At 41.5% G+C, this 26,216-nt stretch carries 22 protein-coding genes; 10 read left to right on the top strand and 12 right to left on the bottom strand.

The annotated features are described in order from the left end of the window. Positions 1-117 precede the first annotated feature (117 nt). The 5 genes from VB715_RS13305 to VB715_RS13325 are packed head-to-tail and all read left to right on the top strand — an operon-like array spanning position 118 to position 7,868. A complete protein-coding gene (locus VB715_RS13305; RefSeq protein WP_323301698.1) occupies positions 118-873 on the top strand; it encodes a peptidylprolyl isomerase in 756 nt (251 codons plus the stop codon). Positions 874-888: 15 nt separating this feature from the next. Continuing rightward, positions 889-3,891 carry a peptidase domain-containing ABC transporter gene (locus VB715_RS13310; RefSeq protein WP_323301699.1) on the top strand — a complete coding sequence of 1,001 codons (3,003 nt, stop codon included), beginning with the start codon at positions 889-891 and terminating at the stop codon, positions 3,889-3,891. A gap of 21 nt (positions 3,892-3,912) precedes the next feature. Next, positions 3,913-5,646: an HlyD family efflux transporter periplasmic adaptor subunit gene (locus VB715_RS13315; RefSeq protein WP_323301700.1), complete on the top strand. Its 1,734-nt coding sequence runs from the start codon at positions 3,913-3,915 to the stop codon at positions 5,644-5,646. 26 nt (positions 5,647-5,672) lie between these two features. After that, positions 5,673-6,917: an ATP-grasp domain-containing protein gene (locus VB715_RS13320; RefSeq protein WP_323301701.1), complete on the top strand. Its 1,245-nt coding sequence runs from the start codon at positions 5,673-5,675 to the stop codon at positions 6,915-6,917. Positions 6,918-6,947: 30 nt separating this feature from the next. Then, positions 6,948-7,868 (top strand): CoA-binding protein, encoded by a 921-nt coding sequence (locus VB715_RS13325; protein WP_323301702.1) that lies wholly within the window; start codon positions 6,948-6,950, stop codon positions 7,866-7,868. On the opposite strand, the gene VB715_RS13330 is transcribed toward VB715_RS13325, so the two are convergent. Then, positions 7,865-8,101, bottom strand: coding sequence for an EF-hand domain-containing protein (locus VB715_RS13330; RefSeq protein ID WP_323301703.1), 237 nt, complete (start codon positions 8,099-8,101; stop codon positions 7,865-7,867). The genes VB715_RS13325 and VB715_RS13330 overlap by 4 nt on opposite strands. A 359-nt stretch (positions 8,102-8,460) precedes the next feature. Here VB715_RS13330 and VB715_RS13335 point away from each other — a divergent pair, with 359 nt between their 5' ends. Then, complete coding sequence (locus VB715_RS13335) at positions 8,461-9,876, top strand: IctB family putative bicarbonate transporter (protein WP_323301704.1); 1,416 nt, start codon at positions 8,461-8,463, stop codon at positions 9,874-9,876. A gap of 73 nt (positions 9,877-9,949) precedes the next feature. Here the strand turns inward: VB715_RS13335 and VB715_RS13340 are convergent, their stop codons facing one another. Beyond that, entirely contained in the window at positions 9,950-10,528 is a 579-nt protein-coding gene (locus VB715_RS13340; RefSeq protein WP_323301705.1) for a Uma2 family endonuclease, read from the bottom strand. 144 nt (positions 10,529-10,672) lie between these two features. Here VB715_RS13340 and VB715_RS13345 point away from each other — a divergent pair, with 144 nt between their 5' ends. Then, a complete protein-coding gene (locus VB715_RS13345; RefSeq protein WP_323301706.1) occupies positions 10,673-11,548 on the top strand; it encodes an MBL fold metallo-hydrolase in 876 nt (291 codons plus the stop codon). Here VB715_RS13345 and VB715_RS13350 read toward each other — a convergent pair. Beyond that, a complete protein-coding gene (locus VB715_RS13350; RefSeq protein ID WP_323301707.1) occupies positions 11,545-11,889 on the bottom strand; it encodes a hypothetical protein in 345 nt (114 codons plus the stop codon). The two genes, VB715_RS13345 and VB715_RS13350, sit on opposite strands and share 4 nt — an antisense overlap. Positions 11,890-11,978: 89 nt before the next feature. Here VB715_RS13350 and VB715_RS13355 point away from each other — a divergent pair, with 89 nt between their 5' ends. The 3 genes from VB715_RS13355 (at position 11,979) to VB715_RS13365 (ending at position 16,533) form a co-directional block, all read left to right on the top strand. Next, entirely contained in the window at positions 11,979-12,911 is a 933-nt protein-coding gene (locus VB715_RS13355) for a cation diffusion facilitator family transporter (RefSeq protein WP_323301708.1), read from the top strand. Positions 12,912-13,359: 448 nt separating this feature from the next. Then, positions 13,360-16,044: a phycobilisome rod-core linker polypeptide gene (locus tag VB715_RS13360; protein WP_323301709.1), complete on the top strand. Its 2,685-nt coding sequence runs from the start codon at positions 13,360-13,362 to the stop codon at positions 16,042-16,044. A gap of 117 nt (positions 16,045-16,161) precedes the next feature. Then, positions 16,162-16,533, top strand: coding sequence for a phosphomannose isomerase type II C-terminal cupin domain (locus tag VB715_RS13365; protein ID WP_323301710.1), 372 nt, complete (start codon positions 16,162-16,164; stop codon positions 16,531-16,533). Positions 16,534-16,547: 14 nt separating this feature from the next. Here VB715_RS13365 and VB715_RS13370 read toward each other — a convergent pair whose 3' ends face one another. The 9 genes from VB715_RS13370 to VB715_RS13410 form a co-directional block, all read right to left on the bottom strand. Then, positions 16,548-17,870, bottom strand: a complete 1,323-nt coding sequence (locus VB715_RS13370) for an O-antigen ligase family protein (RefSeq protein ID WP_323301711.1) — start codon at positions 17,868-17,870, stop codon at positions 16,548-16,550. 29 nt (positions 17,871-17,899) lie between these two features. Then, positions 17,900-18,730 (bottom strand): YaaW family protein, encoded by an 831-nt coding sequence (locus VB715_RS13375; RefSeq protein ID WP_323301712.1) that lies wholly within the window; start codon positions 18,728-18,730, stop codon positions 17,900-17,902. 199 nt (positions 18,731-18,929) lie between these two features. After that, a complete protein-coding gene (locus tag VB715_RS13380) occupies positions 18,930-19,493 on the bottom strand; it encodes a DUF2808 domain-containing protein (protein ID WP_323301713.1) in 564 nt (187 codons plus the stop codon). Between the two features lie 155 nt (positions 19,494-19,648). Next, positions 19,649-20,587 (bottom strand): GDP-L-fucose synthase, encoded by a 939-nt coding sequence (locus tag VB715_RS13385; protein ID WP_323301714.1) that lies wholly within the window; start codon positions 20,585-20,587, stop codon positions 19,649-19,651. A 93-nt stretch (positions 20,588-20,680) separates the two neighbouring features. Next, a complete protein-coding gene (gene gmd, locus VB715_RS13390; RefSeq protein WP_323301715.1) occupies positions 20,681-21,769 on the bottom strand; it encodes a GDP-mannose 4,6-dehydratase in 1,089 nt (362 codons plus the stop codon). Positions 21,770-21,925: 156 nt separating this feature from the next. Next, positions 21,926-22,660, bottom strand: a complete 735-nt coding sequence (locus VB715_RS13395; protein WP_323301716.1) for a sugar transferase — start codon at positions 22,658-22,660, stop codon at positions 21,926-21,928. A gap of 75 nt (positions 22,661-22,735) precedes the next feature. Next, complete coding sequence (locus VB715_RS13400) at positions 22,736-23,896, bottom strand: glycosyltransferase (RefSeq protein WP_323301717.1); 1,161 nt, start codon at positions 23,894-23,896, stop codon at positions 22,736-22,738. A 116-nt stretch (positions 23,897-24,012) separates the two neighbouring features. Then, entirely contained in the window at positions 24,013-25,443 is a 1,431-nt protein-coding gene (locus VB715_RS13405; protein WP_323301718.1) for a glycosyltransferase family 2 protein, read from the bottom strand. Between the two features lie 61 nt (positions 25,444-25,504). Beyond that, positions 25,505-26,143 carry a histidine phosphatase family protein gene (locus tag VB715_RS13410; protein WP_323301719.1) on the bottom strand — a complete coding sequence of 213 codons (639 nt, stop codon included), beginning with the start codon at positions 26,141-26,143 and terminating at the stop codon, positions 25,505-25,507. Positions 26,144-26,216 lie beyond the last annotated feature (73 nt).

The following is a 26,216-nucleotide window of genomic DNA, read 5'->3' on the forward strand; positions in this document are numbered from 1 at the left end:
GAAGTCATTCAATTTTGTCTAGATTGAAATCATCACCCCTGATAGTCAACCATGAATGTTGGCTATCTCTCTCGGTAAAAAAGACTGGGAGTGTCCCCGACAGGAGAATGGGAAAAAATGAGTATTGTCTTGCAAATTGGCGATCAAGAGATCTCAGACCATAATTTATATCGTTTATTGGCACAGTATCGACTATTACCCCAATTAGCCAAAGAAATTATCATTGATCAAGCGATCGCCGATATTACCTGTACTCCAGAAGAAACCGCCCAAGCTAAACAGCAGTTTTATCAAAAAAATCAACTGACCAACGAAGCGCAGTTAAAAGCCTGGTTAGACCATCATGGCATGACCCCTCAACAATTAGAGGTGATCAGTGTCAGGGACTTGAAAATTGAAAAATTTAAACAACTCACCTGGAGCGACAAATTAGATCCCTACTTCGTCAAATGTAAAGGACAACTGGATCGAGTAGTATATTCCCTAATTCGCACCAAAGATGCAGGTATTGCCCAAGAACTCTATTTTCGGATTCAAGAAGGAGAAAATACCTTTACCGAACTAGCCAGACAATATTCCGAAGGTTCAGAAGCCCAAACCGGGGGATTAATTGGCCCCGTGGAACTCAACGTTCCTCACCCCAGAATCTCGCAAATTCTCTCTGCTAGCCGCCCTGGACAATTATCACCCCCAACACGAGTCGGAGACTGGTGGATTATTCTGCGCTTAGAAAAATATATGTCAGCCCAACTCGATGAAGCCACTAGACAACGCCTCATCAATGAACTATTTCAAGCATGGTTGTTGGCCCAAATTCAGCAAAATGTTGCTTTCTCCTCCATAATAGAAGCCGTTGAGATAAAACAAGGTTAAACATTTGACTTAACCATGACCCATACAACCACAGAGATACAAGACTTTCTTCGACATTTAGCCCCCTTAGAGCAACTCCCTGACTCAGTGATTGCGGACTTAGCGCAAAAATGTCAGATTTGGCGTTATCGCATGGGTCAAGTGATTCTCATGCGAGGGAAGGTGTCTTCTCACCTGACCATTCTTTTTGAGGGACAAGCGCGACTTTTAGGGTATGATCCTCGTACTCAAATGCCCAGTACCCTAGAATTACTCAAACCAGGGGCGATCATGGGTGGAGTTAATTTAGTGCGAGGAGTTCCCTGTGAAACCGCGATCGCCTCCACAGAATCCGTCGGGTTAACCCTCTCTCAAGAAGAGTTTTGGCAATTACTACAACAATACCCCGCCCTAAAAGCGACCTTTAAAGACCAATGTAGTTTAGTAGAAATCTTTGACTTATTAGGGGTTTACCTGGAACAACAGGCCCAAGGAGACGGAGATCTGAAATCCTTAGCCCAAGAAGTCCTAGAAGACACAGAGGTTTATTATCTCCCCCCAGACCAACCCTTATCAAATCAAAATCTACCCCCACAAGATGGCAAAATTTGGTTAGTCAGTGGTGGGGAAATGGAAAACTTTCCCCCAGGCAGTCTTTTAACCAACTTAACTAACATTAAGACCAAAATAATAGGGAATCAACCCGTTCGTCTCATTGGGTTTCCTCCCCTAACAGACTCAACCCCCTCTCCCCAGACAACTCATCAGCAACCCCAACTTGCTGATGAGTCGGGTTTAGTTTCCTCCTCAATGGCAGAAGATATCCCCTATGCAGATGCTGAACTGGTGGGAACGGCAAAGTTACCCCAGTCACCCCAAGAACGACGACAACGGAAAAATTATCCTTTTATTAAGGGAAAAACCCCTTTAGGCATTGGCTCAGCTTGTTTTCAAATGCTCAGTCAATATTTTGGGATGCCCTACCGTCGGGATGTGATTCGTCGCATTTTGGCTGAACAACTGCAACGAACAGGTAATTTATCGTTGCCCCTTTGTGGTGCCATTACGGAATTAATGGGACTCAATGCTCAATTAATTAATATTCCCGCTTCCTCTTTTACTCAATTAAAAACCCCGGCCTTAATTAACTGGCAAAATAGTTTAGCCGTTTTGTATGATGTCAGTGAGAAAGAAGTGATCGTGGCGGTGCCGGAAATTGGCATCGTTCGTCGTCGTCCCCGTGACTTTTTAGATACCTGGGGAGAAAGTGGAGAAGTTTTGTTACTCCAACTGACGAAAGAAACACCCCAAGAAAGATTTGGCTTACATTGGTTTGTTCCGGCATTAAAACAATATCGTCGGGTATTAATAGAAGTTTTTATCGCCTCTTTCTTTGTGCAACTATTCGGGTTAGCTAACCCCTTAATGATTCAGGTGATCATTGATAAGGTGATTGTACAGAATAGTGCCGATACCTTACAAGTTTTAGGCTTATTTTTACTAATTATTGCAATTTTTGAGGCGGTTTTAACCACCTTACGGACTTATTTATTTGTAGATACCACCAACCGCATTGACATGAGTTTGGGATCGGAAATTATCGATCACTTATTACGTTTGCCCTTACGGTATTTTGAAAAACGGCCCGTGGGGGAAATTTCGACTAGGGTTAATGAATTAGAAAATATTCGTCAATTTCTCACGGGAACCGCCTTAACAGTAGTTTTAGATGCGGTTTTTTCCGTAGTTTATATTGCGGTGATGATTGTGTACAGTCCCATTCTCACCTTGGTGGCCTTGGGTATTGTGCCAATTTTTGTGGCCATGACATTGGTCTTTTCTCCCACCATTCGCCGTCAACTCAGGACAAAAGCGGAACGCAACGCCCAAACTCAGTCCTATTTAGTAGAAGTAATGTCAGGGATACAAACTGTTAAAGCCCAGAATATTGAACTGCGGGCGCGGTGGCAATGGCAAGATAAATATTCCCGTTATGTCTCGGCCGGTTTTAATACCGTAATTACCTCTACCTTAGCCAGTTCTACCAGTAGCTTCCTCAATAAACTTTCTGGGTTATTAGTGTTATGGGTGGGAGCCTATTTAGTGTTAGAAGGAGAACTCAGTTTAGGGCAATTAATCGCCTTTCGGATTATTTCTAGTTATGTCACCTCTCCCATTTTACGACTAACTCAACTCTGGCAAAATTTCCAAGAAACTGCCCTATCTTTAGAACGATTAGCGGATATTGTCGATACTCCCCAAGAAGCGGAACGCGATCGCCAAAATATTCCTATGCCTGCGGTTCGGGGAGATGTTAAATACGAAAATGTCTGTTTCCGCTTTAAACAACATGGCCCCCTACAACTGTATAACATTAACATTGATTTTCCGGCCGGAACCTTTATCGCTGTTGTGGGAGGAAGTGGGGCCGGAAAAAGTACCCTAACTAAATTAATATCGCGGTTATATGAACCAGAATCCGGGCGAATTTTAATTGATGGTTATGATATTGCCAAAGTGGAACTCTATTCCCTGCGTCGTCAGGTGGGTGTGGTTCCCCAAGAAACCCTACTATTTGATGGCACAGTCCAGGAGAACATTGCCCTAACCAACCCTGATGCCACCACCGAAGAAATTATTGAAGCGGCCCAAGTAGCTGCGGCTCATGAGTTTATCATGGGTCTACCTCAAGGGTACAATACAAGAGTAGGGGAAAGAGGATCAGCCCTGTCTGGGGGACAGAAACAACGGATTGCGATCGCCCGTTCCGTTCTCCAAAATCCTCGGATTCTCGTCTTAGATGAAGCCACCAGTGCTTTAGATTATGCCACGGAACAACAAGTTTGTTTAAATCTCTTAAGTTCCTTTAACGATCGCACGGTTTTCTTCATTACTCACCGTTTGGGTTCCATTAGAAGTGCTGATGTTATCGTCATGATGGATTCAGGGTCAGTGGTTGAACAGGGAACCCATGAAGAATTAATGGCCATGAAAGGTCGATATTACTACCTCTATCAACAACAAGAAGCAAATCAGTAATTTAAGATTCCCCAAAATATTATGAGTCAAGCCAATGGAAATCAAAATAAAGAGGATAATCTCACTCAAGCTGACCAAAACGGGGCAAAATCTGCCCTGACGACTACCGAGAAATCGGATGATCCCCTCGCTCAAAACTTATTAGCCTCCATCAATTCTGAACAAGCGGTAATCCTGCGTCAATCTCCCAGTTGGTCACGGGGAATCGTTTGGACGATTATTGGGGTAACAACGGCAAGTCTTCTTTGGGCGGCGATCGCCAGAATTGAACAAGTGGTTGCCGCGAAAGGACAACTCAAACCCCAAGCAACCGTTAAAGAAATTCAGGCCCCTGTGAATGGAGTCGTTGAAGAAGTCTTGATCAAAGATGGAGATCATGTCAAGGCAGGAGAAATTATTGTTACTTTAGATTCAGAAGCCAGCACGGCGGACTTAGTTTCCCTACAAAAAGTCAAACAATCCCTCGAACAAGAAAACAGATTTTATCGCACCCTCATGGATCAATCTCTAGATCCCCTACAAGTAGAACAAGAGATTATCAAACTTAAATTACCCGTAGAAGTGGCCGCTTTGGCCCGTAACCGCGCAGCTTTGATAGCAGAAAATCAACTTTATCAAATTCAATTAGGTAACAACGTGCCAGGGGCCAACTTAACCTCAGATCAAGTGGCCAGACTGCAAGCGGCCCAAGGAGAAGCCTCTTCCCGTGCATCTGCGGCCCAATTAGAGATGGAACAATTAGAAAAACAACTCAGACAAACTCAAGTGCAGTTAGCTGATGCCAAAAAACAATTAAATGATGACATTAAAGTTCTCGACGCAATTGGACAAAGAAATAAAGAAGCATTAGAAGATGCCCAAAAAGCTTTAGCCATTGACGAAAAAATTCTTAGAGATATTGAACCCTTACAAGAAGAAGGGGGAGTGGCCCGACTCCAAGTCGAAAGACAACGACAAACCATTACAGAACGGAAACAAAAACTAACAGAACAAATTGCTAACGGCACCATTGAATATGATAAACAACGGCAACAAGTCCAAGATCGGACTAAAGAGATTGAGCGTTTTACAGAAGAAGAAAAACGCTTAGGATTAGCCATTGATCAAGCCAATGCCAGATTAACTAATACGGTGAAACTGAGTGAAAAAGATGTCCGAGATAAGATGTCAGATAACCAAAAGAGAATTGCTGAAATTGACAGTCAACTCAATAAAGTGGTGGTAGAAAATGATAAACGCATCGCCGAATTAGGCAGTCAAATTAGTCGAGCCAAAGTAACATTAAAATATCAAGCGATTAAAGCCCCGGTGAGTGGAATTGTATTTGATTTAAAAGCAGCACCTGGTTATGTTCCTCCCCCAAACCAAACAGAACCCTTACTAAAAATTGTCCCCGATGATAGCCTCGTGGCTGAGGTCGATATTACCAACGAAGATATTGGTTTTGTGCGGGTCGGCCAGAAAGCCGATATACGGATTGATTCTTTTCCTTTTAGCGAATTTGGGGATATTAAAGGGGAAGTTCTTTCTATTGGTTCAGATGCCTTAGAACCCGATGAAATTCATAAGTTTTATCGATTCCCTGCTAAAATTAAACTCAATCAACAAGTTCTCATAACCGACGATCGAGAGATTCTTCTCCAATCAGGAATGTCCGTCAGTGTTAACATTAAAATTCGGGAAGATCGCACGGTACTGAGTCTTTTCACAGAACTCTTTACGGATAAAGTAGAAAGCCTCAAAAAAGTTCGTTAACTTCCGCCAAGGACAGAACATCAAATATGGATTTACTGGAATATCAGGCCAAAGAACTGTTTCATCAGGTGGGCATTCCTATTTTGCCCTCTCAACCCATTGCCAATCTTAGTGAACTCAAACACCTCCATATTCCCTATCCTGTGGTGTTAAAATCTCAAGTCCATTCAGGGGGAAGGGGAAGGGCCGGCGGAATTCGCTTTGTCCAAAATACCATTGATGCAGTGGCTGCGGCTCAAGCTATTTTTAGTTTGCCCATTCTTGGGGAATATCCAGAAGTAATCCTGGCAGAAGCGCGTTATGATGCTCAAGAAGAATTTTTTCTCTCAATTCTCTTAGATTATCAGCTACAGCGTCCGGTTTTATTAGGATCGTCTAGGGGGGGCATTGATGTGGAAACCCTGCTCAAACATATGCACAAAGTCGTGCTAGATCAGGACTTTTCTCCCTTTTATGCCCGTCGGTTAGCGACGCAAATGGGCTTAAAAGGTCGGCTAATTCATGGTGTTAGTGCGATCGTTGAAAAGATGTATCAACTATTCGTCGAAAAAGACCTGGATTTAGTAGAAATTAATCCCCTGGCCGTAAGTGCGGCCGGAGAGGTGATGGCCCTTGATGGGAAAATTACGGTCAATGATACCGCCTTATCCCGTCATCTCGATTTGCTCAGTTTGGCGACTCCTAACGGCGAAAATAAGTCTAACTTGTCCCCGGTTCAAATGATGGTGCAAACCCCCTCCCAAAAACCTCGATGGGTGGGAACTTCTCAGGGTGAGGGCAATGTGGGAATCATCTGTAATAGTTGGGGACTAACCTTAACGACTTGGGATCTTTTAGTGCATCAAAAAAGTAAACCTGCTTGTGCCTTTGTTATTGAAGAAAAGGGCAGCACCAAGTCTTTGGTGAAACAACTCGGCATTGCTTTAGAAAAGATGCTGAAAATGCCGGAGTTACAGGTGGTTTTGATTAATATTTTGGGGAATGGTTCAACCTCTGAAATGGCAGCCCAAGTTATCGCTGATTATTGTCAACCCTTTGTGAATCAACAAAATAGTGAAGATCGTTTACCTCGGCCCACTGGCACAAATGTGCCTCGGAAGCGGGGAAAACCGACACCAACCAAAGCAGAACCCTTTCAATTAGTGATAAGGTTGATTGGAGGAAATTTGGACAAAATACAAGAGACAGTGACGTTTTTACCGATTTATTGGCTAGAAGATCTCAAAAGTGCGGTTGAAAAAACCGCTACTTTGGCAGGTTCTAAGGGATGATTGAACCATTAAACCAGACGCAAACACCTTATGAAATGGCAAGCAGATAGTAAAATTTTAATTCAAGGCATTACGGACGTTTTAGGTGCCGATTATGCTAGTCGTATGAAGGGCCAGGGGACAAATATAGTAGCAGGGATTAGTTTAGAAGGGGAAACCCCAGAAATTGACGGTATTCCCGTTTTTACTTTGGTGGAAGAAGCGGTGAAACAGTTAGGGGAAATTGGGATCAGCTTGATTTTTACCCCTCCCTATCAAGTCTTGGATGCGGGGTTAGAGGCGATCGCTGCTGGTATTGAACAGCTAGTGATTGTCACGGCCGGGGTTCCACCTCTCGATATGGTTAAGTTATTAGATCAAGCCCAAGCTACTAATACGTTTGTTTTGGGATCGGGCAGTGGCGGGTTATTAGTTCCCAATCAGTTTTGGTTGGGGATCATGGAACCAGATTTTTATTCTCCTGGCCCTGTTGGGTTAATTAGTCGCTGCGATCGCGTTATTGATGAGGTGGCCAGGGAATTAACTCAGGCTGGTTGTGGTCAATCTTTAGCCATTAGTTTGGGGAGTGATGGGATTATTGGCTCAGATTTTGAGCAATGGTTACAGGTGATGGAGGAAGACGAAACAACGGAGGTGATCGTGTTGTTGGGACAACCTAATAGTAGTGGGGAAGTTTTGGCCGCAGAATATATCGAGTCAGCCATTGAAAAACCTGTTATTGCCTATATTCCTGGCATTTATACCCCCTTTGAACGGAATTTCGGCGATGCTACCAGTATTATTGCCAGTCAATTGTCCTATAAAATGAAAGCAGAAACAACGGAAAATAAAACCATTGCAGCGTTAAAAAAGGCTAAGGTCAAAATTGTTCAAAGTCCTGGGGAAATTCCTAAGTTAGTTAAAGCAATTCTTGCTAGTAAAAAGAGTAAAGTGAAAACATCCGAAGCTTAATCAGCTAAAGAAACAAACTCATCAAAGGTAATAAAACCATCATGATTACGATCACATTTATTAAAGGTTGATTGAACTGCTGATGTAATATCGATATCCGTTTCTTTTTCCCAAATAGTTTCCAATAATTCCCTTAATTCTTGTGGGTCAATTTTACCATTATTATCTTTATCAACTTCTTGAAAGAATTTTCTTAAATCTTCTATTTGATGGTTATTTAGGGAAATTTTCATGTTTTTTCTCCTCCTTAAGTATCTAATTAATGGAATAAGTTCCGCATTGCTCCTAGAAATCTTGATTTGTTCATATCAGTATTCAGCGATTATTGTCCCTAAACCCATTATAACCAAATTTATGGGCAATTTATAAATTATTTGATAACGAAAGGAACAAAAAAGCCTCAATTATGATCAAACCTTTTAAGTAAGTAGTGAGGGCTTGAGCATTTTATTGTACAAAGCTTTCAGCCCTAAAAGGCTTACGACAAACCACCTATTTACAACCCCACTCAAGGGCATTTTAGTGATAATCGGTTGACAAAACGAAACCCGATCACCGATAACTAATAACTAATCATCTTTGGTAATGGTTCATGAATTCAACTTGGGATCAAATTACCCTCTCTTACTTTTCCGCGAAAACCTGGCTAAATGCTAGTTATGTCTATCGTATCGTTGGGTTATTCAGTCAATGGCGACAAGGCAGCTTTCTCCTACAATGGGGAGAAGCTCTCGGTGCGCTATTGTTAAGTATTGTCTTTCTTTTTAGCCCCTTTGTCACCACAGGGTTAATCGGTGTCTGGTTAGTCGCTATTACCGCTTATTGGGGACTGTTAACCCTCTCTGATACCGAAAAACCAGGACTAACCCCTATTCATCTCTTAGTGTTCGTCTATTGGGGAATTTCTGCGGTAGCTGTGGCTTTTTCTCCGGTTAAAGCAGCAGCTTTTGCCGGGTTTATTAAATTGACATTGTATTTGATATTTTTTGCTTTCTCGGCCCGAATTTTGAGATCACCTCGTCTCACTAATTGGTTAATTAGCGTGATTTTAGGCATAGGTTTATTGGTCAGTTCCTATGGGGTGAGACAGCAAATTTTTGGAGTAGAACAATTAGCAACTTGGAATGATCCTACCTCTGAATTTGCTAATGCAACCAGGGTTTATAGTTATTTAGAAAACCCTAATTTACTATCCTCCTATATTTTACCAGCCATTGCCTTTAGTATTTCTGCTTTTTTTGTCTGGAAAGGATTATTTCCTAAAGTATTAGCTGCTACGATGGTGATGGTGAATATTGCTTGTCTTTATTTTACAGGTAGTCGGGGCGGTTGGATTGCCATAATGGCATTATTTTTCACCTTTTTATTGTTGTTGTTTGTCTGGTTTAACAATCATCTTTCTCCCTTTTGGCGTAAGTGGTTATTACCCGTGGTATTTGGGAGTTTAGGCGGCTTACTTTTCGTCGCAATTATATCAGTTGATCCCTTAAGGGCAAGGGTAATGAGTATTTTTGCCGGACGACAAGATAGTAGTAATAATTTCCGCATGAATGTCTGGATGGCCGTAATAGAAATGATCCGCGATCGCCCCATAATTGGAATTGGGCCAGGAAACAGTGCTTTTAATAAGATTTATCCCCTCTATATGAGTCCTAAATATAGTGCCTTAAGTTCTTATTCTGTCCTCTTAGAAACTGCTGTTGAAACTGGGTTAATTGGGTTAAGTATCTTTGTTTGGTTAATTGTTGTTACTGTTAACCAAGGAGTGCAACAAATCCAACGATTAAGGGATACAAATAATCTTCATGGTCTTTGGATAATTGCGGCAATCTCTGCCATGGCCGGATTATTGGCCCAAGGGATGTTTGATACGGTTTGGTATCGTCCCCAAGTTAATACATTATGGTGGTTTTTGATGGCTTTAATTGCTAGTCAATATCAACCAAAATCTAAAGATAATGTTGTTGATAGTGTTGATGAAACTGAGGTTTTAACGGTAAATAGTTAGAGGTTAGGGGTCAACGGCCGTTGACCCCTACAACCTATATTATCTAGTATTTTTGGGGTACGAATTAATTATTTTATATCTTAATATTGTCATAGATATCAGAAATTTTTACATCAATATTTACCGAATTTAAGTTAATTATTCCCTCTTTATCTTGATAGTCTGTTAATAACCATTGATGGTCATTTGTTTTAGTATAATGTTCAATTAAACAATCAGATTGACTGATTAAAATATATTCTTTAAATTGAGGAATTGAGCGATAATATAAAAACTTATCTCCCCTATCATAACTAGAAGTTGATGGAGATAATACCTCAAAAATTAGACAAGGATTGATAATTTCATCAGTACGATTTTCATTGAAAATAGGTTGTCCTGAAATAATCATAATATCAGGATAAACCCCTCGACTATATTGAGGAATCCATAATCTTAGATCGCTAGAATAAATGTAATTATCTGTTTTACCCAAAGCTAATTTTAAGCAAAAAATCAGGTTTATAATGATTGTATTATGATTAAGTGTGCCACCAGTCATTGCGATAATTTCTCCATTATGATATTCATGTTTAAATTCAGAGGTTTCTTGTAATTTTCGATAATCTTCAAGGGAATCAATTTTAGTCGTTTGGGGTGATTGGATTAGCATAATAATTCAATTTTAGACTTCTTTTTCTATTCTAATCTAAATATCTGAATCTGTCGGGGTAATTCATGAATTATCCCTAGCAAAAACAAAATCACTCTCCTCTTGTTATACTGAAGATAGATTAAAAATTTTACAGTTAAAATCATGGCTACATTACAAAAACGTCGTTCAGAAAACATGAACGGTAACTTTTATGTTGATAGTACCTGTATCGACTGTGATACCTGTCGTTGGATGGCCCCAGAAGTATTTCATCGAGATAATAATCAATCGGCAGTTTATCATCAACCCACCAATAAAAACGAAGAATTAGAAGCATTTCAAGCCCTTCTTTCTTGTCCCACTGCTTCTATTGGAACCGTAGAAAAACCAAATAATATTAAACAAATTCAGCAAAATTTCCCCTTATTAGTTGATGAAAATATTTATCATTGTGGCTATCATTCAGAGAAATCTTTTGGTGCTGCTAGTTACTTTATTCAACGACAAGAAGGCAATATTTTAATTGATTCTCCTCGGTTTTCTCCTCCTTTAGTCAAACAAATTGAAGCCATGGGAGGCATTCATTATCTCTATTTAACCCACAAAGATGATGTAGCAGATCATGAAAAATTCGCTCAACATTTTGGTTGTCAGAGAATTCTTCATGTTGATGATATTAACGAAAAAACTCAAGGGGTAGAAATTCAATTATCAGGGAATGAACCCATAGAATTATCCCCTGATTTTCTGATTATTCCTGTTCCTGGCCATACCAAAGGTCATACTGTTCTACTTTACCAACAAAAATATCTTTTTACTGGCGATCATTTAGCTTGGTCATCTTCCTTAAATCATCTCTGTGGTTTCCATCATGTTTGTTGGTATAATTGGTCAGAACAGATTATTTCCATGAAAAATTTAGCCCATTATTCCTTTGAATGGATCTTACCTGGCCATGGTCGTCGTTATCACAGTGATCAAGAAACCATGAAACAACAAATGCAACAATGTATTAGTTGGATGATGGAACAAACTTAAGCAACTTGTTCTAAATATTGTCCTAAATCTTCAATCAAACGGGTTAATTCTGCTTCTGTAGTTAAGCGAATTCGTTCATCTCTAACCGTTAACAAAACTTTAGCGGCAAACGGACTAGGATAGATATTAGGATTACAAAAAACCTCTAAAAATACCTCTCCTGTATGTCGATATTCCATCGGTTTTTCAGGTTTTGGCCGTCCTCCACTGGCCGCATTCGCTGCCACAGTTTTCAAGCTTTGCATTAACTGATCAATTTCTAGTTTAAGGGCTTTTGCCGAGTCGGTCGAAAAATTAAACGTAACCGATCCTTGTACTAAATTAAGGGTAAGTTGAGCCATGATTGAATTAAATTTAAGCACTACAATAAGACTAAGAGATCTTTATTATCGCAATCATTGGCCTCAACATTTCATCCAGTTTAAATATTGTGCCACAAGATAATCGTTCCCAAGTCCGCCAAGTTTTGCTAATTACCCTATTTCTCAATCTTGTTGTTATGGGGTTAAAAGCGGTTGTGGGCGTGATGACAGGTTCTTTAAGTTTACAAGCAGACGCACTCCATAGCGTCACCGATAGTGCGAATAATGTGTTAGGGTTGGTGGCCAGTCATTTTTCCTCCCCCATTCCCGATCGCCATCATCCCTATGGACACCAAAAATATGAGGGGATAGCAGCGTTAGGTATTGCGGCCTTTTTAGTCATTGCTTGCTTTGAAATTATACAGGGGGCCGTGGAAAAAATTTGGCATGGAGGCGATCCCGTTAAAATATCGGGGGGACAATTATGGATTTTGTTAATTGTATTAGGAATTAATATTTTTGTTGCTTTTTATGAACGTCGGGTGGGTTTAGCTGTGAATAGTCCCATTTTAATCGCTGATGCCTATCATACCATGAGTGATATTTGGGTGACAATTATGGTATTAGCTGGATTAATTGGTATTTGGCAATCTGAAAATTTAAACTTGCCACAACTGCAACAATTAGATGTGATTTTAGCTTTTCCTGTGGCTATTTTAGTCTTTACCAGTGGTTGGGAAGTAGTGCGCTCTAATTTACCTTGGTTAGTAGATGAAATGGCCGTTCCTCCAGAAACAATTTATGACATAGTAATGGCGGTTCCTGGGGTGGTTAACTGTCATGATATTGCTTCACGGGGTGTTGTAGGACGACAAGTTTTTATTGAAATGCACTTAATTGTAGAAGCTGATGATGTAGAAACTGCTCATAAAATTACAGAAACAGTAGAAATGCTATTAGAAGAACGATTTGATCCAGTGCGGGTTATTATTCATGTAGAACCCCCTAGTTATCAGTCTCCTGAGATTAGTTTTGGTCCTGATATTCATCTAAAAAAATAGATTTATTATGATCCATTAGACATTTTTACCTCCGTTGCAATGTTAACATTAGATTAAAATATTAGTAGAAGATAGTAGACAATAAAGAACATGAATACTGCATCATTTCAAGAGATTATTGATTCAATGTTTTTTAGTTTGTAGTAAGCCCTTTAGGGCTGATTAAGAGAAATTCTATCATGAGTGAAACATTTCTGAGATGATAAGGCTAAAGCCTTGACTACGAGCTTTGAAATACCACGAGAAAGCCATTTTGTCAAGATAAAGTCTGGTTAAGATTAAAAGGATACAATTCGTAACAAACGCCCTCAGAAAGCACGAAACAGTTTAATCTAGATGCTGATTAACTTTTTAACAAACATCTGGTTTTAATCAAGATGTTGCGGACATCTGCACTCCTATTATGGAGTAGATTAGCAATTTTTTCATGGGAGATAGTTGAAATCCAATGAGTGTAAAGGCAAGTGGTGGAAGCTCGTTAGCAAGGCCCCAACTGTATCAGACCGTTCCTGTATCGGCTATTAGTCAAGCAGAGCAACAGGATCGCTTTTTAGGCAAGACTGAACTCAGTGAGTTAGTTGCATATTTCCAATCAGGGAGTAAGCGTTTAGAGATCGCCCAAACTCTTACTAGCAATTCCGATTTAATCGTCTCGCGGGCAGCTAACCGCATCTTCACAGGGGGATCGCCCATGGCGTATCTGGAAAAACCTCCGGTGGAAAAAGAAATGGTCATGGCCGCTGCGGCCCCAACAGTCCAACCCGGAGCCGTAACCTATGTGGAAAGTGGTGGCGGTGGCGGTGGCTTTTTCGGAGGTTTACGCTCCATTTTCGCATCCACTGGCCCCATTCCCCCAGGGTTTCGCCCGATTAACATTTCCCGCTACGGCCCTAGCAATATGCAAAAGTCCTTGCGGGATTTATCTTGGTTCTTACGCTATGTCACCTACGCCATCGTAGCGGGTGATCCGAGTATCATTATCGTCAATACTCGTGGTTTGCGGGAAATCATTGAAAGAGCTTGTTCTACGGATGCCACCTTAGTAGCCCTCCAAGAGATGCGGGCAGCAGCAAAAGACTATTTCCGGCAAGATGCAGAAGCACAAGCCATTGTTACAGAATATTTTGATGTATTAATCACCGAATTTAAGGCCCCGACTCCTGCTACTAAGCAGCGTCAGCGTCCTTCCGGCGATCAACAAGGGTTAGAGCTACCCCAAAGTTACTTTAATGCTGCGACAACCCGCCAAAAATTCGTGATGAAGCCTAGCTTATCCGAATCAGAAAAAGGCGAAATCATCAGAGCAGCTTATCGTCAACTGTTTGAACGGGATATTACCAAAGCTTACAGTCAGTCCCTTTCTTATCTAGAATCTCAGGTAAGAAATGGGGACATCTCCATGAAAGAGTTTGTCCGTCGCGCCTGTCAGTCTCCTTTATACCGCAAACAGTTCTTTGAACCCTTCATCAATAGTCGGGCCCTAGAATTAGCCTTCCGTCATATTTTGGGTCGTGGCCCGAGTTCCCGTGAAGAAGTCCAAACCTACTTCTCCATCGTCTCTAAGGGTGGTTTAGCTGCCTTAGTAGACGCACTGGTTGACTCTCAAGAATATGCGGATTACTTTGGAGAAGAAACGGTTCCTTACATTCGCGGCTTAGGTCAAGAAGCCCAAGAATGTCGTAACTGGGGAATGCAGCAAGATCTGTTTAACTACAGTGCGCCCTTCCGTAAAGTTCCTCAATTTATTACTACCTTTGCTAACTATGATCGTCCCTTACCCGATCAGCACGTTTACGGTTCAGGTAATGATCCCCTAGAAATTCAATTTGGGGCAATTTTCCCGAAAGAAACCCGTAATCCCAGTAATAGTCCTGCTCCCTTTAGTAAGGATACTAAACGGATTCTCATTCACCGCGGCCCTGGTATTAATAACCAAAACAGCAATCCTGCGGCCCGGGGCGAATTTCCTGGCTCTTTAGGACCCAAGGTTTTCCGCTTAAATAATGAACTCCCTGGTAGCAGTAATGGGGCCAGCATTAAATATGGGGAAAGTTCTACCCAGGCAGTGATTCGCGCAGCTTACCGTCAAGTCTTTGGACGGGATGTCTACGAAGGACAACGGTTAAAAGTCGCTGAAATTAAGCTAGAAAATGGCGATATTACCCTACGAGAGTTCATCAAAAATCTGGCCAAGTCTGAAGTATTCCTCAAGACCTATTGGACTCCTTTCTATGTAGTTAAGGCCATCGAATACATTCACCGTCGTCTCTTAGGTCGTCCTACCTATGGTCGTCAGGAAATGAATCCTTACTTTGATTTGGCTTCTAAGAAGGGTTTCTATGCTCTGGTAGATGCCATGATCGACTCTCAGGAGTACACAGAAGCCTTTGGGGAAGATACGGTTCCTTATGAACGGTATGTGACTCCGGCGGGAATGCAGGCACGGATGACTCGTCCTGGCACATTACGAGAAGATATCGGTAAGCGGGTTGATAAGGAAGTTACCCCTCGCTTTATCGAGTTGGGTCAAGTTTCCTCAAATCGTACGGAACCAGATATTGAATTCCGTGTTAATCAAGGGGTGACTGTACAACGTCAGCAAACCAAGATCTTTAAACTGTTGACCACAACAGATAAAGTGGCTCTGCAAAATACGATTCGTGCTGCTTACCGTCAGATTTTTGAACGGGATCTCGATCCTTATATTATCCAAGCGGAATTTACGGCCCTAGAAAGTAAGCTTGGCAATGGGGAAATTACCGTTAAGGAGTTTATTGAAGGGTTAGGTCGCTCTGATCTCTATATCAAGGAGTTCTATGCCCCCTATCCCAACACTAAAGTTATTGAACTGGGAACGAAGCACTTCTTAGGCCGTGCGCCTTTGACGCAGAAAGAGATTCAGAAATACAATCAAATTCTGGCAACTCAAGGCATTCGGGGCTTTATTGGGGCTATGGTCAACAGTATGGAATATCTCCAATTATTCGGAGAAGATACCGTTCCTTACCGTCGTTTCCCGACTCTTCCTGCGGCCAATTTCCCCAATACCGAACGCTTGTACAACAAGCTTACCAAACAGGATAAGGAGTTAGTTGTTCCTAGTTTTGAACCTGTGGTTAAAGTCGGTGGTTAATTAGGGTATTAGCTCATTTTTAGTTAAGAGAGACGCGATCGCTCGCCTCTCTTTTTTTTGGCAATTATTTAACCCAATTATGAGTAAAATAAGGGAGAGTGCAGAACAGGTGCAAATATGAGTAAGGAAAAAGATTCTCATCCTAGTGAATTCATTCGTACTCCTCCTTGGGGAACGGTAACAATGTTAGAAGAAGGGCCCCGTTATCGCATTAATCGCATTGAGGTGAAACCAGGGCAGCATATTAGTACCCAAATGCACTATCATCGTAGTGAACATTGGATAGTCGTTTCAGGAACAGCTAGGGTGATTTTTGATGGCCAAGAACACCTTCTCAAGCAAAAAGAATCGACCTATGTCCCCATGAATACTCGTCATCGCTTAGAAAATCCTGGGGTGATTCCTTTGGTGATGATTGAGGTGCAAAACGGGGAATATCTAGGGGATGATGATATCATTCGGTTTCCGGAAGAGGATAGGAAAAGTTAGTAACCAGAGATTTTCTATTTCCCTTGTATCCTTGTTTTTACCAGTCCAGCGATCGCCGCTAATAAAATCCATCCAGGAAGATTCACTCGCACATCAAAAATACTGACATCAAATAAATTAAAAATAAGACACAAACTAAAGGCAACGACATAAGTAAATAGCAGTAAATATTGTCTCTGTTGTCGTTGGTATAAGGACAATTCCTCGGATTTTTTAGACCATTTTTGTTCTTCAGACCAGCATCTCAATAATTGGACTGCCTCAAACAAAATCTTGCCCACAATTCCACTTAATAATAACGTGCCTGGAATCCCAATTTCAGCCAATAACATCAAAAATAAATTATGAGGATGTCCCATCCAAACATTCATTTCTGTTTGGTAAACAGGAGTAAAATTCCGCAGTCCCCACCCCAACCAAGGCCTTTTTAACATCATCTCCCAAGCGACACCCCATTGAGTCGTGCGTAGGGCCGTTACATAGCGATCGCTGTATAAATCATCCGTCAGTCTAGCCCAAAAATAAGATGGGATAAGATGACGCATCATCTCTTGACCAAAGGGCCCCCAAGCTGCCCAAAAAACTGCCGCGATCGCTACTATTACCCCGCCAATAAGCCAATACCAACGTAAGTACAGAGCAAAGGCCATTAACCCCAATAAGGCCAGTCCCCAAGCACTGCGAGAATTAGTTAAAATCAATCCTATACTATTACTTAAAATAGCAATAATTATTATCCCTAATTGCCAACTAATGTTGGTGTTCTTTTGCTCTTGCCAACGGCGATAAGTATCAATGCCTAAACCAATCGATAAGGTAAAGGTAATTAATAAATAAAAAGCTAAAGTATTAGCATACATTAATAAGGAAGACATCCGCCCATCAGGGTTGCCATAGGCAATTAATTTAATCCCAATTGCCCGTAAAAACAGGGGGCTTTCCCATCCTGCAATTAATTGCATTAATCCTAAAAAACACAACGGAATTGAGGTTAAAACTAACCACCAAGCGAGTTGATATAAGCGAGAAACCTTATTAAAAAAAAGAGGAAAGGCTGCTAAGAGTAAAAAACAGGGAAAAAAATTACCTAATCCCTCTAAACTCAAAATCGGTTTAAAGGCGAAGATTGAGGTTAAAATTAACCAAAGACTTAATAATCCTAAGGCCCAATTGAAAGGATAGGAAACAATTTGACGATATTTTTGTTTCCACAACCCAAACAGGGCAAATACTAAGGCAGTGGCCCCAAAATCAGCAGAAAAGGGTAAAAGAAATACCCCAAACTTCAGACAATTTCTCGGCCATCGGGAATTGTTTTTGTTTAATCTAGATTTCACGGGTTCTCCCACACCTCCCACCCCTTATATTAAGCAGGTTCCCAACATTCCGTGCGAGTCAAACGAATTTGAGCCAACGCAAAAATCACAGGAATAATGCGGCCATAATTGGTGGCGATCGCCCTCCAGCCCAAATCGGCTAAAAACCAACCCCATAGCACTGGCCCCACAAAGGCAAACAGGCTTCTCACGGCACCATAACGGGCTGCTGTCATCGCCATTCCCCGTCTTGCGCTGTTTACTGCCACTTGGTTGGCCACAGCCGTTCCTCCCTTAATTAAAGCTTGCTGGGCCACTTGATAACGAACAACATGGAGAGCAAACTGTTCGGCAATTTGTTTGAGTAACCAGGGTTTTACCACGGAACTTACGGCTAAGGCACTGCTACCTTTGAGTAGAAGATTGACGGGATTATGTTGTAATTGAACAGGTAAAGCATCAGGGACATGGGACTGAGCTAAAGATTGCTGAATTTTTCCCATCAAACTTGTTTGTTCAGCTTCGGGCAGATTTTTCCAGGCTTTCCCCACCAAATTCAGAAAAATGTCAGCCTCAATATCTGTGGTAGACATTCGATTAGAATAGGGAATTTTTAAGTAATGACAAACACGAATCAGGGTTTGACGATAGCTAAACCCTTGAGTCTTCCTCTGTAAAACCGTTAAACCATCGGCGGCCAAATAACGAAATCGTTGTTCTATGGCATCTAACCAAGTTTCCCAGTCTTGACTTTGTATTTCTATGGGATCTGGGGTTTGTAAATAATCCAGGGGATTAAATTTACGAGAAAACAGAATTTGTGTTAAACTCCGTAATTCATCTTCCGTAGCGAGTTCTAGTGCTGATCGCAGTTCGTCCAACGTCCTGCCCTCCACCAAGGGTATTTTAGGTTAAATGTCTCAACTATTTTAATACTAGCGTTGAGTTATGTCTTTCTTTCACAGATATAGGACTTACGCAACGCCTACCTGATTTATGTTCTTTGTAGGGGCAATTCATAAATTACCCCTACAAGTAGGGTCTGTGGGTAAGTCCTGAGATAAATACAAAATAAACTGGCTAATTTGTGATCGAAAAGGATAAAATCCAGGTGCCGATGTAGACTCTTAAAGGAATTTGGCCTGAAGTCAAAACATCACAGATGAAATAATAGGTTCCCGAACTAGGATTTTTGACGTTGGAAAAGACGATTTCTGCTTTTTTTCCGGGTTCAATCGGTTCTTTTAGGTCAATTTCTATGACCCGACTTTCTTTATCCCAATAGACATTTCGAATCTCAACGGATTCTTTATCGACACGAACATCTACAGAGTCAGTATCAAGTTTACCGTCAAATTTAGGGACTTCGAGATAGGAAATATAGAACTTGCTCACTCCTTGTGTTAGCTTCTTGGAGGGAACTCGAAGTTTCATCCGCTCCCCGTAGAAATCTGGCCGTCCATTAAAGTCTAATTTGTAGTCGAGGATGTCGTTACGGTTTTCAACCCCGCTAAAAATCGTTAATCCAGGATTACTCTGGGCCCAGGATAGGGTTGGTACTCCGGTTAATAAACACCCCGACAGAGCTAAAATTGCCATTAAACGCTTCGATAGGACTGTTACTAAAGATTTATGGTTATTCATATTGAAGTTGGTCTTAGAAGCAGATTTTGTCCATAGGGAGTGATGAATTTTCAATCTTCACTCTCGGTGGTCAGTATAACAAAAGAAAGGCTAGGTCGGTTAGCTTTGACTGACCAGATTTTTAACTGTCAGATTAGAACTTAGGAATGAGGACTTCACTCAGCATTGGCTCGATACCAATCAATGGTATTTTTTAACCCTTGTTTAAAGCTCATTTCGGCCACAAATCCAAAGGCCTCTTTAGCTCTTTGTGTATCTAAACAACGGCGGGGTTGTCCATTGGGTTGATCTGTTTCCCAAACAATTTCCCCTTGAAATTCCATTAATTCACAAATTAATTCAACGAGATCTAGAATGGAAATTTCGTAATTTGTTCCCAAATTGACCGGCTCAGGATCATTATAGAATTGAGTTGCCATGACAATGCCACGGGCCGCATCTGTTGAATACAAAAACTCTCTCGTTGGGGAACCATCACCCCAAACAAACAGTTTTTTCTCTCCCTGTTGTTGTGCTTCATAAACTTTACGAATTAAAGCCGGAATTACATGGGAACTATTAGGATTAAAATTATCTTCTGGCCCGTATAAATTCACCGGAAGCAGATAAACGCCATTAAATCCATACTGTTGACGATAGGATTGTAACTGTACTAATAAAGCTTTTTTGGCAATGCCATAGGGCGCATTGGTTTCTTCAGGATAACCGGACCAAAGATCATCTTCTTTGAAGGGAACAGGGGTAAACTTAGGATAAGCACAAATGGTTCCCACACAAACAAACTTTTCAATGCCTACTTCATAAGCTGCGTGGATGAGTTGCGCCCCCATCATCAAATTATCGTAGAATAACTCAGCAGGTTTTTCTCGGTTTAACCCAATTCCCCCCACATGGGCCGCCAGATGAATCACAATATCTTGTTGATCGACGGCCCGTTGACAATGATCTAGTTGCCGCAGATCACAATCACGGGAACGAGGAATGGCAATTTTTTCCGGTTGTGCGCCCGCCTCTATGAGTTGCTCGACCACTTGCTTACCCAGAAAGCCAGCCCCTCCTGTGACGACAATTCGTTTATCACTCAAATCTAGCATTGTTGTTACTCCCTGATCCCTTACCCTTAGTTCAATCAACAATTGATCTTTAATTGGCGATCAAGGAATCACCCTGATCCCTGATTCCTAAAATTAGTCCACCAGGACACTCATCGGCTGACGGACATAAGCATTATCCTTGAAGAGTAACACTTTGTCACCTGTCGTCTCATTGGGAGAAGAAAGTCCCAAGGCCCCTAAATCAGCTTCTACCATTAAATGTACCAATTCTTCAAAGGTAACAGAGGGTTCCCAACCGAGTTCAGTTTTCGCCTTAGTTGGATCGCCAATCAATAAATCGACTTCTGCGGGACGGAGATAACGTGGATCAAAGTCTACAAAGTCTTGCCAGTTGAGATTAACATACTCAAATGCGGTGGTGAGGAATTCTTTAATGGAATGGGTTTCCCCTGTTGCTACCACGTAATCATCGGCGGTGTCTTGTTGTAACATTAACCACATGGCTTTGACGTAATCCTTGGCATAGCCCCAATCCCGTTTAGAGTCAAGATTACCTAGATATAATTTTTTCTGGGTTCCGGCCACAATGCGGGCGATCGCTCTGGTAATTTTACGGGTGACAAAGGTTTCGCCACGACGGGGAGATTCATGATTAAATAAAATGCCGTTACAAGCAAATAAATTATAGGATTCCCGATAATTGATCGTTTGCCAATGGGCGTAAACTTTGGCGCAAGCGTAGGGACTGCGGGGATAAAAGGGAGTGGTTTCTTTTTGGGGAATATCTTGCACTTTACCAAACATTTCTGAAGATCCGGCTTGGTAAAAGCGAACTTCAATCCCTGTCCGTTGTTGATAATCTCGAATTGCTTCTAAGAGACGCAAAGTTCCCATCCCCACAGCATCAACGGTATATTCTGGGGAGTCAAAACTAACCCGTACATGGGATTGGGCCCCTAAATTATAAATTTCAAAGGGTTTAACCTCTTCTAAAATTCGTCTCAGGGTGGTTCCATCGGTTAAGTCGCCGTAGTGGAGGAAGAATTTCGCGTCTGTTTGATGAGGATCGACATAAACATGGTCAATGCGATCAGTATTAAAGGTTGAAGTTCGACGAATGATCCCATGAACTTCATATCCTTTCTCTAATAATAATTCACTGAGATAAGAACCATCTTGTCCAGTAATACCAGTAATCAGAGCGCGTTTGGGTTGGGTCATCGGTTATTTATCCTATCTTTAAAAAGATTAATTAAGTTTTAAGATCATCTTGAGTCTTAATAACATACTTTACTTTAAAACGGCAAGTTATAGAAAGCTTCCCGAAATCAAGAATGATGTGGGAAGCTTTTTCAGGGACATTGATCGAGTTAGAGCTTAATAAGCACCATTGTTTTTGGGAAAAATGACCACTCCAATGGTTTTGAACATGATCCAAATATCCATCAGCCAATTACGGTAATTGACGTAGTAAACATCGATCTGAACTCGTTGAGGATAGGGGATGTCATTGCGTCCTGAAACTTGCCATAATCCTGTAATTCCAGGGCGAATGGTTAAAACTTTTTCAATTTTATTACCATATTTACAGAGTTCTTCAGGAACTAAGGGGCGAGGGCCCACGACACTCATATCTCCTTTGAGAACATTCCAGAATTGGGGAAATTCGTCTAAGCTGGTTAGACGCAGAAATTTTCCAATCCAAGTAATTCTGGGATCATCTCGGAGTTTAAAATTATCTTCAAACTCAGCCCGCATCTCAGGACAATTAGCCATCATAGCTGCCAAAACTTCGTCCGCATCCTGCACCATGGTTCGGAACTTGATGCACTTAAACTTTTTGAAGTTTTTCCCGGCTCTCTCTTGGGCATAAAAGATAGGGCCAGGGGAACTAATGGCAATTAACAATCCTAGTAGCAAATACAAGGGCGAAAAAATAATCAGCACCGATAGGGAAAAGACAATATCAAACGTTCGTTTGGCAACTTTTCCATCTAATATCGCCTGTGACCATGGACTCTGATATCCTCTTTGGGAGAACGAGGGAGGAAAACCCCGTCTCATCAAAGCTTGTAGAGCTTTGACGGAGATAAATTGGCTATTAGCAGTCATCTTACTCCTTCACATCACATCACACCACACATTTGTGATCATAAAGCTAGAAGACGTAAATCATCGCAATTGTGATCACATAAATCGAAAATTTGTTATCGAACTTTTTTGCTTAAAGTCCTGACAACACTGGTCTAAGAAAGTCAAATAGGACGTTTCAAAGATTTTTGGAGTAAATTTTGCCGCTTGTCGGCGACAACTCTCTGGATCAATTTGATGCTGAAACTTTTCAAAAGTTTCAACGGCTTGTTCCAAAGCTTGAGGAGTTTGGGGAGAAAATAAAATTCCTGTCCCCTTGTCTAAGTTTTGACGAATATCGATCACAGTTTCTAGCGCACCACCACCTCCATAAGCAATGACTGGGGTTCCACAAGCCTGGGCTTCCACTAGCGCAATACCAAAGTCTTCACAGGCAGCATAAACAAATGCTTTAGCTTGAGTCATATATTGCTCAACCACGGAATCATCTTGCGCTCCTAGGACTTTGACATTAGACTGAGCCATTTGGCGAATTTTTGGGAGATCAGGCCCGTCACCAATAATAATTAAAGGATAACCTAATTGATTAAAAGCCCGCACGATTAAAGCAATTTTTTTATAACTAACCAATCGGGAAACTGTCACATAAAACTCTTCTTTCTGGGGAGTGAAGGGAAAGCGTTTCAAATCAACAGGTGGATAAATCACTTTCGCTTGACGACGGTAACAACGCCAAATGCGACGGGCGGTATGATGGGAATTGGCGATAAAATAATCAACACGGTTGGCTGAAATGACATCCCATTGACGCAGACTGTGTAAGATATAGCGGGTCAAAATGCCTGGGATACCCTTACCTGCCTGGGAATTATGCAAATAATCAAAGGTTAAGTCCCAGGCGTAGCGCATAGGGGTATGACAGTAACAGATATGAGGTTGATGGGGACTGCTAAGAACCCCTTTGGCCACGGCATGGGAAGAAGACAGAATCACATCATAGTCTCTGAGATCTAATTGTTCGATCGCCAAGGGCAGCAATGGCAAGTATTTTTGTACGCCATTGCGAGCTAAAGGAAAATTTTGTAAAAAGGTACGGCCAATCACACGACCATAAAGATAGCTCTGAGGGTTGGTAGACTCAAAATCAATCAACGCGTATAAATCCGCTTCCAGGTGCTTTAAAATCTCTTTAACCACCAATTCTGACCCCCCTGTGGCTTTTGGGGTCAACCACTCATGCACTAGCGCATATCTCATTACAGTTATTCGTTATTCAGTTAACTCTTGTTAATTGATGATAATGAATAGGGAAAGAACAGGCAACAAAGCTCACTATGCTCTTGCCTGTTTCTTGTTCTCTCTCCCAAAAGTAGTTAAAATTCAAAACTTTCTTCTGCCGTGCCTTCATGAACAGTTTTTACCCATTTTAAGCGTTTAGGACGAATGGACATCCGCATGGTGACACAGGGCATAATAATTAACCAGTGCGTCAGATACAACATTCCTCGTAAACTTTGCCACCATAATTGAAAAATCTCAAAAATGTTGACTTTTTCGGGTTTTTGGCTACGACGTAACCCCGTAAACATTCCCCACAAAGACAGGGATAACATTAAAGCCGTCAAAGGACTTAAGATCGGTAAACGATGACGGGTTATGGCCATAATGAAATCAGGAACCGCCGCAGTGGGTAAAAGATACTGCATTAAAATAAATGAGATCAGATCTAATTTTTTCCGCCATCCCATGGGCTGATTAATAATAAATCGCCAATAATCTAAATAGCGTTGATAACCCCCTTCTGCCCAACGGTTTCGTTGATGCCACAGGGCTTTGGCTGTCGTTACGGCTTCTTCCTCTACGGTAGGATCAGTTAAAAAGCCAATTTTCCAATGATCCAGATGTAAACGCATGGTTAAGTCTAAATCATCGGTAATGGTTTGTTCATTCCATCCCCCACAGCTAATTAAGGCACTACGGCGCACAAATTGACCATTACCCCGTAATTCCCCAATACCTCCTAGGGCAATGCGCTGTTGCTGAAAAAAACTATCTAAAGCCATTTCTGCTGCTTGTCCTTTCGTCCAAAAATTCAGGGCAGCATTAGCAATGCTTTTCCGCACTTGTACGGCCCCCATTTCTTTGGTTTCAAAGAGGGGAACAACCCGTCTTAACAAGTCTTGAGAGACTTTGGCATCAGCATCAAACACAGCGATGATGTCGCCTTGGGTTTTAGAAAATACTTCATTTAAGGCCCCTGACTTGCCTCCTTCTGCCCCCGCAGGACGATGAATAATATTTAATTGGGGATATTGTTGGGCAAGTTGGTCAAGAATTTCTGGGGTTTGATCGGTACTATGGTCATCAATTACCCAAAGATCGTATTTTTCGGTGGGATAGTCTAAACTACAAAGTTGGGTCACTAATTGACGGATGACTGCTTCTTCATTTTTAGCGGCAACTAATAAGGAGACAGAGGGGGCTGAGGCTAAACCTTCATCTGATAAGGGTTCGGCTATGGGTTCAGGTTTGGCGAAGATTAGACGGGAAGCTTGAAGGCTAAATAGGCAGATTAAGCCCAAAACCAGCCAAGTTCCCCAGGCAACTACGTTAAGTCCTAGGGTAACGCCCCAAATAGCCATTAAGACAAAGGCGGCTTTTTGGCGTCTTCCCGATAACCCTTGGAAAAAGTCGCTTCTAAATTCTTCTTCTTCCTCTTCAGGATCAGACCATTCGGATAACAGGGAACTGAGAGGATCTAAATCTGACTCTAGATCGTTGTCTATCCAATATTCTTTTGGCATAATTTAATCAATCGTTAGCTTCATTCGTTTGTTTAATGTTAACAAGAGTGGGCCGTCGCCATTAAGTTCCGTGACGATGGCGCAATTCTTCTCTAAGATGGGAGCAATCACCCATAATATGAACTAAGGGGCCATTTTCGGCTATTTCCACAATGCTCACCCGGGCCACTGACATGGCAATGCGATCGCGGTATCTTCCAATATCAATTCCCAATAAGGAACATAGCATAATGCGGATGGTAGCTTTGTGGGAAACGACCAAGACATGGCCACTCTTGTGAGTACATTCAATTTCTTCGAGAACTTCGGAGCTACGACGGGCGATGTCAATACCTTTTTCCCCACCATTGGGACTATTCCAACCAGGATCAGCTAACCAGCGCACATAATCATCATGAAATTCTCGGTTGACTTGATCAGGGGTTTTTCCTTCCCATTCTCCATAATAAATCTCTTTCAGTCCAGGGCGAAGCTGCATTTGCATTCCCAGTTGATCGCAGAGAGGTTTTGCTGTCTTGATCGCTCGTTGTAAAGGACTACAATAAACCCCTTTCCATTCAATATTTTGATAGAATCTGGCAAAGTCTTCTGCCATTTTTTCCCCGGCTTCCGTAAGTTCAATATCAAGTCTGCCGCAATAGGTTCCGGTTTGACTGGCAGTGGTTTCACCATGTCTAAGAAAGTAAAGTTTTAAGCTCATTGGTTAAGATTATGTAAAGTTAAGAATAAAACATCAATCATTGATTTTTTTAACGGCTTTTTTACATCTTATT

The organism is Crocosphaera sp. UHCC 0190, assembly GCF_034932065.1.
Lineage (GTDB): Bacteria > Cyanobacteriota > Cyanobacteriia > Cyanobacteriales > Microcystaceae > UHCC-0190.